This is a genomic window from Paenibacillus roseus (assembly GCF_016424485.1).
GTDB lineage: Bacteria > Bacillota > Bacilli > Paenibacillales > Paenibacillaceae > Paenibacillus_D > Paenibacillus_D roseus.
In genome coordinates this window covers 71,049-84,107 of sequence record NZ_JAELUP010000016.1, presented here as the reverse complement: position 1 = coordinate 84,107, position 13,059 = coordinate 71,049, and the positions used below count along the sequence as shown (strand labels likewise).

The 13,059-nt window shown below is 49.5% G+C and carries 13 protein-coding genes; 4 read left to right on the top strand and 9 right to left on the bottom strand.

Features of this window, described 5'->3' with window-relative positions; genetic code table 11:
* Positions 1-26: 26 nt before the first annotated feature.
* From ispF to JFN88_RS06685, 3 genes are all read right to left on the bottom strand, one after another.
* Entirely contained in the window at positions 27-509 is a 483-nt protein-coding gene (ispF, locus tag JFN88_RS06695) for a 2-C-methyl-D-erythritol 2,4-cyclodiphosphate synthase (RefSeq protein ID WP_199018560.1), read from the bottom strand.
* Positions 510-534: 25 nt separating this feature from the next.
* On the bottom strand, positions 535-1,218 hold the full coding sequence (gene ispD, locus JFN88_RS06690) for a 2-C-methyl-D-erythritol 4-phosphate cytidylyltransferase (protein WP_199018632.1): 684 nt from the start codon (positions 1,216-1,218) through the stop codon (positions 535-537).
* Between the two features lie 148 nt (positions 1,219-1,366).
* Entirely contained in the window at positions 1,367-2,464 is a 1,098-nt protein-coding gene (locus JFN88_RS06685) for a PIN/TRAM domain-containing protein (RefSeq protein ID WP_332908444.1), read from the bottom strand.
* 186 nt (positions 2,465-2,650) lie between these two features.
* Here JFN88_RS06685 and JFN88_RS06680 point away from each other — a divergent pair, with 186 nt between their 5' ends.
* Positions 2,651-3,046: a nucleoside triphosphate pyrophosphohydrolase family protein gene (locus tag JFN88_RS06680; protein WP_199018558.1), complete on the top strand. Its 396-nt coding sequence runs from the start codon at positions 2,651-2,653 to the stop codon at positions 3,044-3,046.
* A gap of 114 nt (positions 3,047-3,160) precedes the next feature.
* On the opposite strand, the gene pssA is transcribed toward JFN88_RS06680, so the two are convergent.
* The 4 genes from pssA to JFN88_RS06660 all read right to left on the bottom strand — a co-directional run bounded on the left by pssA (position 3,161) and on the right by JFN88_RS06660 (position 7,898).
* The gene (pssA, locus tag JFN88_RS06675; protein ID WP_199018557.1) at positions 3,161-3,898 is read right to left on the bottom strand and encodes a CDP-diacylglycerol--serine O-phosphatidyltransferase; all 738 of its coding nucleotides are present in this window, start codon (positions 3,896-3,898) and stop codon (positions 3,161-3,163) included.
* Positions 3,899-3,993: 95 nt separating this feature from the next.
* The gene (gene disA / locus JFN88_RS06670; RefSeq protein WP_199018556.1) at positions 3,994-5,070 is read right to left on the bottom strand and encodes a DNA integrity scanning diadenylate cyclase DisA; all 1,077 of its coding nucleotides are present in this window, start codon (positions 5,068-5,070) and stop codon (positions 3,994-3,996) included.
* Between the two features lie 16 nt (positions 5,071-5,086).
* Complete coding sequence (gene radA / locus JFN88_RS06665) at positions 5,087-6,454, bottom strand: DNA repair protein RadA (protein WP_199018555.1); 1,368 nt, start codon at positions 6,452-6,454, stop codon at positions 5,087-5,089.
* Positions 6,447-7,898: an ATP-binding protein gene (locus JFN88_RS06660; RefSeq protein WP_199018554.1), complete on the bottom strand. Its 1,452-nt coding sequence runs from the start codon at positions 7,896-7,898 to the stop codon at positions 6,447-6,449. The genes radA and JFN88_RS06660 overlap by 8 nt, the downstream gene beginning before the upstream one ends.
* A gap of 360 nt (positions 7,899-8,258) precedes the next feature.
* On the opposite strand from JFN88_RS06660, the gene JFN88_RS06655 reads away from it, so the two are divergent.
* Positions 8,259-9,164 carry a manganese catalase family protein gene (locus JFN88_RS06655; protein WP_199018553.1) on the top strand — a complete coding sequence of 302 codons (906 nt, stop codon included), beginning with the start codon at positions 8,259-8,261 and terminating at the stop codon, positions 9,162-9,164.
* Between the two features lie 128 nt (positions 9,165-9,292).
* Positions 9,293-9,511 (top strand): hypothetical protein, encoded by a 219-nt coding sequence (locus tag JFN88_RS06650; protein ID WP_199018552.1) that lies wholly within the window; start codon positions 9,293-9,295, stop codon positions 9,509-9,511.
* A 117-nt stretch (positions 9,512-9,628) separates the two neighbouring features.
* Here the strand turns inward: JFN88_RS06650 and JFN88_RS06645 are convergent, their stop codons facing one another.
* Positions 9,629-10,351 carry a response regulator transcription factor gene (locus JFN88_RS06645; protein WP_199018551.1) on the bottom strand — a complete coding sequence of 241 codons (723 nt, stop codon included), beginning with the start codon at positions 10,349-10,351 and terminating at the stop codon, positions 9,629-9,631.
* A 285-nt stretch (positions 10,352-10,636) separates the two neighbouring features.
* On the opposite strand from JFN88_RS06645, the gene JFN88_RS06640 reads away from it, so the two are divergent.
* A complete protein-coding gene (locus tag JFN88_RS06640) occupies positions 10,637-11,500 on the top strand; it encodes an aldose epimerase family protein (protein ID WP_199018550.1) in 864 nt (287 codons plus the stop codon).
* Between the two features lie 132 nt (positions 11,501-11,632).
* On the opposite strand, the gene JFN88_RS06635 is transcribed toward JFN88_RS06640, so the two are convergent.
* Entirely contained in the window at positions 11,633-13,042 is a 1,410-nt protein-coding gene (locus JFN88_RS06635; RefSeq protein WP_233167459.1) for a PDZ domain-containing protein, read from the bottom strand.
* Between the last annotated feature and the right edge of the window lie 17 nt (positions 13,043-13,059).

The following is a 13,059-nucleotide window of genomic DNA, read 5'->3' as shown; positions in this document are numbered from 1 at the left end:
CAGCCGATACAAGCTTGTGTTCCAAATCATAGCACATCCCTGACAAGACAGACAACCGATTGCGCGGCAATTCCCTCCCCGCGTCCGGTAAAGCCGAGTTGCTCCGTCGTCGTCGCTTTGACATTCACCTGGGAGATATCCGCCTCCAGTGCGCGGGCAATAATTTCCGCCATCTGCGGAATATAAGGCAGCATCTTCGGACGTTGAGCGATAATTGTGGAATCCACATTCCCCAGTTTGTAGCCGCGCTCCTTCACAAGCAACCATACCTGCTCAAGCAACTTCAGGCTATCTGCATCCTTGAACGCTGCATCCGTATCCGGAAAATGCTTCCCGATATCCCCGAGTCCGAGCGCTCCGAGTACGGCATCCGTGATCGCATGAAGCAGCACATCGGCGTCGGAATGGCCGAGCAGCCCTTTCTCATAAGGGATGGTTACCCCTCCGATAATACACGGTCTTCCCTCAACCAACTGATGCACATCAAAGCCTTGTCCTACACGAATCATGGTATAATAAGTCCCCTTCCCCAGCCTATTTCTGTCCGGACAGCCACAGCTCGGCCATCGGCAAGTCTTCGGGCGTCGTAATTTTAATATTCGTATATTCCCCATGCGCGACGGCTACCTGAACTCCGATTCTCTCCACAGCCATCGCGTCATCCGTGCCCAGAAATCCGTCTGCGGCGGCACGCTCAAGCGCATCGACAATCTGGGCACGCTGAAAAGCCTGCGGTGTCTGAATCGACCACAGACTTTGCCTGTCCGGCGTACCGGTAATCACGCCCTGATCATTCACTTGTTTGATTGTATCCTTCACAGGAACAGCGAGTACAGCTGCGCCATGCCTGTAGGCTGCCTGACAGCAGCGGGTTACCGCTTCCCGGCTCACCAGCGGACGCACGCCGTCATGAATCATGACCCAGCGGGAATCCAGTTCCTGCAATCCGCGGTAGACCGAATCCTGGCGCTCTGCGCCTCCGGCTACAACTGCCTTGACCTTGGTCAGCTTGTAGTCAGTCACATAGGAACGGCAAAGCCCCACATCCTGTTCTCCGACAACAAGGACAACCTCGGCAACCTCTTCAATCTGTTCGAACTTCTCCAATGTATGTACGAGTACCGGCTTGCCGCATAGCGGCAAGTATTGCTTGCTCTGAATGGTCCCCATTCGGGTCCCTTTGCCGGCGGCAACAATAACTGCGCCCCAAGCTTCCATTATCATCTTTCATTCCCTGCCTTACTGCCAGGCTGATGAAGCAGCATCCGGAGACTCAAGCCTGCTTACAACCGCAAGCCCGCTATCTTGGACACCGCTTCTCCCTGATTATGGTCGTGTTGACTTTATCATACCACAATCACAGACACTATTGGGCTTTCTCCAGCAGCTTTGGCTTGGCAAAAATCATGCGGCCGGCAGAGGTCTGAAGCACACTGGTCACTAAAACTTCCATGGTCGTACCAATAAATTCGCGTCCGCCCTCGACAACAATCATTGTGCCGTCATCCAAGTAAGCAACACCTTGGCCATGCTCCTTGCCATCCTTAATAACCTGAACTACAATTTCTTCGCCGGGCAGCACGACAGGCTTCACCGCATTTGCCAAATCATTAATATTGAGTACGGATACGCCTTGCAACTCACACACTTTGTTCAAATTGAAGTCATTGGTCACAACCTTGCCTCCAAGCGCCTTCGCCAGCTTCACCAGTTTGCTGTCCACTTCCCCTATCTCCTCATAATCACCTTCGTAGACAAGGACGCGGACATCCAGTTCCTTTTGAATTTTGTTCAAGATATCAAGCCCCCGACGGCCGCGGTTGCGCTTGAGCAGATCGGATGAATCCGCAATGTGCTGAAGTTCCTCCAGTACAAATTCGGGAATAACCAGCGTGCCTTCAATAAATCCGGTTTTGCAAATATCCGCGATGCGGCCATCGATAATGACGCTGGTGTCCAAAATTTTATGTTCTTCAAACCCGACTTCCTCAGAAATCGACTGCTTTGCCACCCGGATATCCAAAAAATTGCTGTAGCCAGCCGCCAGCTCGTCCTTCTTTAATCCGCCGATTCTCATACCTGCATAGCCGAAGAACAGTGTCATGACTGCAGGAAGCAGCCGTCCCACCCCCTCCAAACCGGCTACTGCAGGATATAGCAAAGCGGCAATTGCAAGTCCTGCTACCAGACCGGCTCCCCGGGAAATCAGCTCGGACATCGGCAATTCAGCCGTACTGTCCGCCATTTGCTTCAACAGACGAATGACGGGTTCAGATGCTAAAGTAGCTGCAATCAGCCCGGCAAACATGCCAATTCCGATACTGGAGTAGTATAACCCGCTGTTTTGCAGTATCGCGAGCGACGGGTCCATCCAGACCCCCTGGCCGCCAAATCCATGATACAACTCTGCACCTGCGTATCCGCCTGTAATAATTCCAAGAATTTGTATGATTCGTTTTAACACGACGATCACCTCCATTACAATTATGGTCCAAATAACGGAAGGCTAATCGTGTCTTTCAAGAATTTTCCATACATTATTTTCAGACTACTCTCTGCTGCTTAACTTCAATAATTATATATTTTGTCAATTCGGGTTTTCATAATTTATAATAGAAGCAGGTCAGTAAATTTGAAATGAGGTGGAGTATTGAACGCGCCTACACTGGAACATCTCCAACAGCAAGTATCCGAACTGCTGCTTCGTCATCGCAGCCTGATGGATGTCATGTCCAAGTATGGACAAACCGGAGCAACCGTTAATCGCGCCGTCACTAAAGCTGTTACCGAATGCGGTTGTATACAACTTCACGCCAAAAAGCAAAATTTCACCGACGAAATAGGTTTGCAAGAAGCCAAAAGCAATGTAGAGAATCATCTTTCCGGCCAACTTTGTGAGCATTGCAGGGATGCCATTAAGGATGAACTGGGCCGAAATCTGTTCTATATGTCCGCCTTGTCCAATCTTCTTGATATTAATTTGAATGATGTGGTGGATCACGAAACCCAAAAATGCACCACGCTGGGCCTTTTCAAACTAAGCTGAGCATACCTCCCTCTTATGAGCTTTGGAATATTTTCAAAAAAAAGACCGCAGAATCACTTATCGCGATTCTGCGGTCTTTTCCGTCATTTGAAAATTCACGTGTAGATTTAATTTTTAAACACTCTGATCCGAGGATACCGTCTCCTCGGAACTTTGGCGCTTCTTGCGTCTGAGCCTTAGAATACCAAGCTTAGCGTTTTTTTTTAAGCCGTACAGCGCGTATAAAACCAGCGGTACAAAAATAATTTTTGTCAGATGCTCACGGTACATCAAGCCCAGTACGACGGCAATAATGATGATAAGCGGAATCAGCCAGAGCGAGCCTTTGGGCAACCCGACCTTCTTGAAACTTGGATATTTAATGTTGCTCACCATTAAATAGGAGAGCGCAAGGGTACTGATCAGCAGCACCGCAACCGGGATATCTTTATAAAACAGCGCCAGCGTACATAATACGCCGCCAGCCGCGGGAATCGGCAACCCGATAAAATAGCCAGGCGTGCCGGACACTACGTTAAATCTGGCCAGCCGCAGTGCGCCGCATATCGGGAACAAAGCCGTCACGATCCATGCAGCAGCAGCATTCAGATCCTGAAACGCAACTACATACATAATAAATGCGGGAGCTACGCCAAAAGAGATAACATCCGAAAGAGAGTCAAGCTCCTTCCCGAACTCACTCGTCACATTCAACGCCCGGGCAACACGCCCGTCCACACCATCAAGCAGCATTGCAATGATAACCATAATTGCCGCATATTCGGGTTTCTCATTGAACACCAGAATAATAGCAACAATACCTAAAAACAAATTCCCAACCGTAAAAAGACTCGGTATCGATTTTGTTATCATCAATTCCACCTCATCTTTACTATGCCCATTACGTTATTAAGGTATCGAACAATTTTTCCCACCTGTATTTGGACCATTCTAACATTGTATGGGATTTAAATTTGTCTGTCAATCAACACTTGATCCTGAATTCGCTTCATGCCTTCTTTGATCGCTCTCGCTCTGACTTCTCCAATACCGTCCACCTCATCCAGTTGATGGATGGTGGCTGCAATAATATTGGGCAGATGACGGAACCGTTCAACCAAATTATGAATAATGACCATAGGCAGACGCGGAATTTTATGCAACAGACGGTAACCGCGCGGCTGTATGGACTCCTCTGTAACCGACGCCGTATACGGATAGCCAAGCAGACGGATGATATGATGAATATCCAGCAGCTCTTCGGAGCTGATTTTTTTCAAGGCTGCGCGAATTTCTTTAATTTTATCGTCATGGTTATCCTTGGAGTAATCCTTAAGCAGGAACCATGCATCTTCTTCAACACCGCCTACCAATTCCTCCATTTGCATGCTGATCAGACGGCCTTCCGTTCCCAACTCATTTACATAGCGGTTAATTTCCGTTTTGATTCGCAGCACCATTTCCACGCGCTGAATTACATTGGCGACCTCCTGCAGCGTCACCAGCTCTTCAAATTCGGAAGCGGACAGGTTGGTAAAGCTTTGACTAAGCACCGCTTTATATTTCTCCAATGTCTGAATCGCTTGGTTCGCCTTGGTCAGGATAACGCCGATTTCCTTCAGCGAATACCTCATGTTGCCTTGATATAAGGTGATAATATTTCTTCTCTGAGAAATCGAAACGACCAGCTTGCCTATCTGCTTGGCTACACGCTCAGCTGTCCGGTGCCTGATCCCGGTTTCGATGGACGGAATCGTGCTGTTTGGGATCAATTGCGTATTGGCAAAAAGAATGCGCCGGAAATCCTCGCTCAAAATAATAGCGCCATCCATCTTCGCAAGCTCATACAGATTATTAGGCGTAAAATCGCAATTGATGGAGAAGCCTCCATCGACAAGCTCCATTACTTCTGGACTGTAGCCGACCACGATCAATGCACCCGTCTTTGCCCGAAGTACGTTTTCGAGCCCCTCCCGGAAGGCTGTCCCGGGTGCAACCAAAGGCAGCAGCTGATTCATAATTTCTTGCTGGTTCAACTCTTTCACGTTTTTGGTCCCCCTTCTAGCTGAGTGCCGCTGCAAGCGCCTCGGATACAGTACTCACACCAACGATTTCAATCCCTGCCGGAGGTCTCCAGCCCTTGAGACTGTTCTCCGGCATAATGACACGCTTGAAGCCAAGCTTTTCCGCTTCTTTCACCCGCTGTTCGGCTCTGGACACTGCCCTCACCTCGCCCGTCAGTCCCACCTCGCCGAAAATCACATCATAAGGCTTGGTCGGGACATCGCGAAAGCTTGATGCCAGGCTGACGGCTGCAGCCAAATCAACCGCAGGCTCATCCAGCTTGACTCCGCCGGCAACATTCAGGTAAGCATCCTGATTTTGCAAAAACATACCCATGCGTTTCTCTAATACTGCAATAATAAGGGCCATACGGTGATGATCAATCCCTGTGCTCATACGACGGGGGGACGGAAAATTGGTCGTAGCGACAAGCGCCTGAAGCTCAACCAGAACCGGTCGCGTCCCTTCCATGCTCGCAACAACCGTAGAACCGGACACACCAAGCGGGCGCTCGGACAAAAACAATTCGGAAGGATTCACCACTTCCCGCAGGCCGGACTCCATCATTTCAAAGATACCGATCTCATTAGTCGAGCCAAACCGGTTCTTCACAGCCCGCAGCAGACGATAGGAATGATGCCGCTCGCCTTCGAAATACAACACGCAGTCAACCATATGCTCCAGAAGCCGTGGCCCCGCTATCGCGCCTTCCTTAGTAACATGACCTACCAGAACAGTGGCAATTCCTTTCACTTTGGCAATGCGCATAAAATGGGCCGTACACTCCCTGACCTGTGCCACACTGCCCGGGGCTGATTGCACCGAGGGCTCATAGACGGTCTGAATCGAGTCAATAACCAGCAAATCGGGGGAGATCGCCTCGATCGCCTCATCAATCAGCTCCAGGTTGGTCTCACACAGGACATAGAGTGTTTCGGAAAGCGCACCGAGCCGGTCTGCGCGAAGACGCGTTTGTCGAACCGACTCCTCGCCCGAAATATATAGGACGGTTAGCCCTTGGGCGGAAAGCGCATGTGAGGTTTGCAACAGGAGTGTTGATTTGCCGATGCCGGGATCACCGCCAACCAGAATCAGCGAACCCGGAACAACACCTCCGCCCAATACGCGATTCAACTCTCCAAGGCGAGTTTCAATTCTTGGCTCCTGCCCACCTTCTATATTTATGATAGGAAGCGGCTTTTCTTTCGTCCCCTTGAGGGAAGTTTTTAAGCCTTGTGTACGGACAGTCGTTTCTTTCTCTTCAACCATTGTATTCCAGGAGCCGCACCCCGGGCATTTGCCCAACCACTTTGGAGATTCGGAGCCGCACTCCGTACAGCAAAATTTTATTTTTATTTTAGCCATCAGAGGCTCCTTTAAACACTGGATTTTGATGATCAAGCTGTTCAGGCAGGCGCAACGTAAAGATGCTGCCCTGATTTTCATGACTAGTCAATTGAAGGGAACCGCCTAGCAGCCTGGCAAGCTGCAAGCTGATCGACAGACCAAGCCCCGTACCACCGTAATTTCGGTTAATCGCCCCATTTGCTTGATGAAAAGCTTCAAATATAACCGCCTGCTTATTTTGCGGGATGCCAATACCCGTATCCATTACTTTAAACACTACATAAGGAACGCCCTGATCTGCAGTACGCTCGACGAGAAGGGTTACTCCTCCCTCGTCTGTAAATTTGAATGCATTCATCAGCAAATTTCGCAATATCTGGTTCATTCTCAACGCATCTGTCTCAAGCATATCGGGAATATCTGGCCGAATCTCAAGCTTGAAGCTTAATGATTTGGCGGCTGGTACCGGAGCGAGCTGATCATAGAGCAGCTGCATCGTTTCCGCGAGCGGTACCTGCTCAACCAGGATGTCCATTTTTCCGGCTTCAACTTTGGACAGATCAAGAATGTCATTGATTAGCGTCAACAGCTCATTTCCTGCAGAGTGGATAATATCGGCGTATTTGCTTTCTTCTCTGGCAGCGCCGCTGGAATGTTCGTCCTCCAGTCCATCACTTTGCTCCTTGATCATCTGGGAGAGCAAAATAATACTATTTAGAGGCGTTTTCAGCTCATGCGACATATTGGCAAGAAACTCGGATTTGTACCGGGAGCCTTTCAACAGCTCACTCGCCTTAATCTCCAGTTCCCGCTTGGCCTTGCGCAGCTTCTTCGCCTGTCTTCTCAGCAGTATATTCATTTGGTGAAGGTCCGCCATCCGCTGCTGCTCCAGGTAGAAGTCACGAACAATGAACACAAACATCGCTGTAAGCAAAATTCCCAGCGGGTATATAATCCAGGCAATTTGCGATAAGTAAGTCCAAAAAGGGATAACTCCAAAAATGCCAATATTGATGACATTGAGTGTATTCAGCATTAGAATGGCGATTAGAGCTTTTGTCCGAAAGGTATGGGTGGATTTCGAGAAATAGGATACCAAGAGAGCGGCTACAGCTCCCATCAGGGTCATATTGATCAGCCCTGCAAAGGCAGCGTCGTTCACCCCGAAAGTAAGCCGGGCCAAGCCGATACCACCGCCGATCGCTACTAACAGCAGCGGTCTTTGGTAGACAAGAGCGGCAATTACAACCGGAATAAAACGCAGATCGAACAGCACATCTTCAGTCAGTTGAAGGCCGAAAAACATGGTTATCCAGCCTGCGAAAATAAATACAGCTACAGAAGCAATCATGCGATTGCGCGGGGATGTCCGGTAGAACAAATATTTGTAAATTAAATTAAGCAAATAGCCGAAAGTAATAAGCAAACTAATATGCACAAAGAACACTTTGGAAAACTCCATAACGTTCCTTTCCCGTTCGTTTACGACCATTAAAGGTCTGCATGAGACAACGAATACGTTCGATGGGAGCCTGCAAAACAGCCTTCTCTTTTAACTATCGGCTCCTCAACCTGTTTTTTGCAGCAGTTGCTACGACTACTGACGCTATCCTTCTATTGTACACTAAACCAATTAATGTTCCAGCAATGCACAGTAAAATTGAGTCTAATGGCATGTGTCTGTGCATAACGTGCAGTTCTGCTCGTCCTGAATCGATAATTTTAGTTTGTCCTGACCGGACAACACCGCATCTTTCCTTGGTCTACGAAGGTTCGTTCCCTCATAAATTTGGGTTAGAAATCGAAATGAGGTGACAGATACTTGTTTACACGTATAAATAAGCTGCAAATTGAGCTGCCTCCTTCAACGTATCCTGACGCCAACGCCGCTGCTGCTACACAAGAGTTAATGGGTGGCAGATTCGGAGAGATGTCTACCCTTAACAATTATTTATACCAGTCCTTTAATTTCCGGGGTAAAAACAAGCTCAAACCCTTTTATGACCTTGTTGCCAGTATAACCGCCGAAGAAATAGGACACGTCGAGCTCGTCGGAACAACGATTAATCTCGTTCTGACCGGAACGACCCGACCCGGAAAGCCGGATTCAACCCCATTAAATGAAGGACTCGACAAACGTAATTCCTACTTTTTTATTCAGACGGCGCAAACCTCCTTGGCCGGGGATTCCATGGGGCAGCCGTGGCGGGGAGATTATGTATTCAACAGCGGCAATCTGATTCTTGATTTGCTGCACAACTTTTTTCTGGAATGCGGAGCAAGAACCCATAAAATGAGAGTCTATGAAATGACCAATCACCCTGTCGCAAGAGAAACAATCGGCTACTTGCTTGTGCGCGGCGGCGTACATGTACTCGCTTATGCAAAAGCATTGGAAATCGCTACAGGTGTCGATATGACAAAGCTGATTCCGATACCCAATCTGAGCAACCGCAGCTTCGACGCGACAAGAAAGTTTGAAAACATGGGGCTTGGCAACAAGCTGTTCACCTTTAGCATGGATGACTACCGGGACATTGACCAAATCTGGAAAGGAAACCATCCGGAGAACGGGCAGGAACTGGAGGTCGTGATCGGTACCCCGGAGGGCTGCCCTGTACCTGATCTAAAGGAACTGCCGGAGGAATTTGCGCCCGGAATCTCGGCTGAGGATTATATCGAAATTGTGAAACGTCTGCAGCGAGGAGCCGGGCTAAAGCCTGATTAAAAACCGGTTCAAAGGGTAATAGTTTGTTAATTATTTGTTAGCAAATGCAACACTCTTCTCATGCGCCCTTTATAAAAAGCTAAATGATTTCCCGTATAATAAACGTAAAGAAACGGAGGTGACGCGTGATGGTTAAAATGATCACGTTCAAAAACAAGTCGATACCGGTCTATCTCGCTTACGACCATTCTGAATATTTGGATCTGCTGAATGCCAAGCTCGGAGAGATGTCGCTGCAGTTTGATTTTTATAAAAAGTGGAAACGAATAAAATCTGTAGAATTAATTCGCGACGTTGCCATTTTAAAATATACGGACGGAACGAAGCTCTACCTTGAAGTATCGTAATCTTGACGCTTCCCTGTTCAAAGACTCGTCCGCTCGCATGTATTCCTCCAAAAAGCTCACTTGCCGGAAGACGGCTGCCTCATTAGGCCATCTGTCGAAAGTGAGCTTTAGGTTTGCTTATACTTCAGGAAGCATATACTTGTAGCCTACTCCCCATACTGTTCGGATAAATTTCGGCTCTTTGGCATTCCGCTCGATCTTTTTGCGCAAATTGACAATATGCACATCAATCGCTCTGTCCGTCACGAAAGATTCATCGCCGCGAATCGCATTGATCAAATCCTCTCGACTGAACACCCTCCCCGGTTGAGAGATGAACATCCGCAACAGCTCGAATTCCGAATACGTCGTTTCAACCCGTTCACCTCGGACTTCAACCGTGCGCTTCTGTTGGTCCACCACAACCTCGGCTGCAGGCAGAAGACTAGCTGCCGCAGTACTCTCTTCCACCATGAAAGGCATCCGTTCAGCCGATAGTGTCTTGGCCCGGCGAATCAGTGCGTAGACACGAGCTGTCAGCTCGTGCAGGCTAAAAGGCTTGCATAAATAATCATCGGCTCCCGCTTTCAAAGCTTCTACACGCTCGGAAACCTCGGTTTTCATAGAAACGACCATAATCGGAACATCCGAACGACCGCGCATCTCGGTACAGAGTCGGATACCATCCCAATCAGGCAGCATCAGATCCAGCAGCACAATATCCGGCGCATACTCGGCAAGCAGCCGCAGACCCTCTAAGCCTGTATGTGCCTGCTGAACGAGATAGCCTTCCTCCTGCAAATAAATCGAAAGCATATCCCCCATGATGGGATCGTCTTCAACAATCAATATTTTGTGCATGTTAAATCCCCCTTGCTAAAGAGGCTGACAATCGCTTTAAATTGGACCGAATCACTTCGAAGTCCGGGAACAAGCAATCGGAGGAACCCTTCACTCGCAAGCCCTGCTCCACATTTATCTTACTATATGCGGCGGAGGGTCACAATAAATCGTTAGTAATCTGTTAGGGGGACTATCGCAGCAAGTTACTCCCGCTCCTGGTGGTCATCATAGCTGATATTCGAAAATCGTGAGCGGCTGTGGTATGCTTCATGTAGAACGCCGAATAAGGAGGATCATGCCATTATGAGCAACTATGCTGTTCACAAGCTGGATCATACATTCACCATTTATCAATTGACGGAAGCAGACACTGACTCTTCTGTAAGCATCTGTCCAGATCGGGGCGCCATAGCTACCCAACTGAGGCTTAGGGGCAAGGAGTTGTTCTATCTCGACAAAGCAACCTTCATGGACCCGGTGTCCAACATTCGCGGAGGAAACCCGATTCTGTTCCCGATCAGCGGCCAGTTGACGGATGGACAATATGAATGGGAAGGCCATACATATAGCATGAAAAACCACGGTGTCGCCCGGACTAACCATTGGGAAGTCGTATCTTTCGGCACCGATGGAGCAGCAAGCCTGACCGTACGCCTGCACAGTGACGCCTCTACTCTTGCGTCGTATCCATTTGAGTTCGAGTTGGAATTTACGTATATCCTGCAGGGCGGCAAGCTCCGTCTGGAACAGCAATACCGCAATTTATCCGGCAAACCGATGCCGGTCTACGCCGGGTTCCACCCTTATTTTGCAACTGCAAACAAAGAGCTTGTCTATGAAACGGATGCAACGGTCTATCTGGACTACAACGACGGAGAAATTAAACAGATCGATCACGCGATTGATCTGAGCGGCAAAGTTGAATCACTGACGCTGCTGGATGCCCGCAAGCCTCAAATCTCCTTCTCCCTTGCCGAGGATACTCGTATCAAGTTGTCCTACAGCGATGTGTTTAAATATGTCGTCCTTTGGTCGGTAGAAGGGAAGCCATTCGTATGTGTAGAGCCATGGATGGCCAAAACACATGAGTTGAACCGGAAGGAAGAGTTGCCGTTTATTGAAGCCGGGAGTACGCTTGAGGCGTGGCTGGAGATTGCCAGCGAGTAGCTCGTTTTTTACTCCCAGTAGCTAAAGGCTCGAGAAAGAAGGGGTATCTTTCACCTGCCATCATCACTTGGCCGGGAAAGATACCCCTTTATTTTCGAATTTCGATCGGTACAATATGCGAGCATGTCTGCCCTACATGGAGGAAGTCGTGTCGCGGCTTTTGGCCGCAGGCTTGCGGGCAAACAGCTCGATCAAGCTGGCCGGCTTAGCTGCCGCATAGTAACCTGAGCTTTCATCTGGCGCCAAAATAATACCCAACTGATGATGCTCCCCGGCAAAGCGGGCACGCTGCAAAAACTTGCTATGCCCCTCATGATTGATAACCTCCAGTTTGCAGAAGGCAGAATTAACGTGCAGCGCCCGGTGGAAAACATCCGGTGTCTGTGTTGTATACCCATTGACCTTGTATATAATCTCCCCAGGCACAATACCAAGCGCCTCCGCAGGGGAACCCGGCACGACCGCCAGTACTCTGAGCCCTTGATCACTATGCACATAGTACGGACTCCGTTTTTGTTCGGCAGCTGCGCTAATCCAGCCAATCGCTTCATGCAACAGCAGCGCGCAAAGCGCTGCAACCAGAGTCAGCGGCGGCCACCAAGCGGCTACGGCGGCTACGGCGCCTAGTATCAGGCTGTAATAGAGCAGCGCTTTTGCAGTTTGACGGGCACGCTGCTCAGGCAGAAGGGAACGTGTCAGTTCACTGAACCCGACAACCATCGGAACACCAAGCATGGTCCAGCTTCCTGCCAAGGCAGTTCCGCCTAGCAAAGGGGCCCAGGGCAAAATAGCGTCGGCACCAGTCCCTGCTTGGGCAGGAACAAGCAGCAGCAGCGGAATCGGCCAATAGCCTTGCAGTTGATAGCCGCCAATCAACTTCCCGCGCTTGCCCGCCAGAAACAGCGGGCTGGCTAGCTCCGTACTCTGCAGACGCACGAGCCATGCCTCTGCCAGATGCAACAGCGCGATCAATATCAGCAGACCGGGAATGTCCAGACTCTGCAAAGATTCGACGAAGGGAGCAGCCGCCTTCCCCAGCGCCTGGGGTTCCAGCCATCCTGCAACGGAGTGGAGGATGCCGATGATCCCCGCACTATAGGCAAAACATAAATACCGAACTCGAAATAGCACCAGAATGCCTGCTACCGCCCACAGCCAGTAAATGGTCTGCATGGTAACCGCGGCCCCTAATCCAAAGGAGAGAAGCGATACACAAGCACCTACGGCCAACCCGAGCAGCATGGCGCGCAGCAACAACAGCGGCCAGACATGCAAGCGGACATGAAACAATTTGCGTTCCGTCCGGGTCTGCCTGAGGAATTGCAGCACCATAAGCAGCACGGCAATGTAATAGAAAGGCTGCTGCAACAGCCCCAATGCTGCTACGCCTGTCTGCCGCAATATTTCAAAGGTCAGTTGCATCTGTTCACTCCCTATCCAGCATAACGGCTTTGCCGTCATTTGACGGGCAAAAGCTTGTATTTTAAAAAAGAAGGCTGAACCGCCGCCTTTCATCAAGGCAGCAGCCAACCTTCTACTCATTCGACGCACCCGCATCA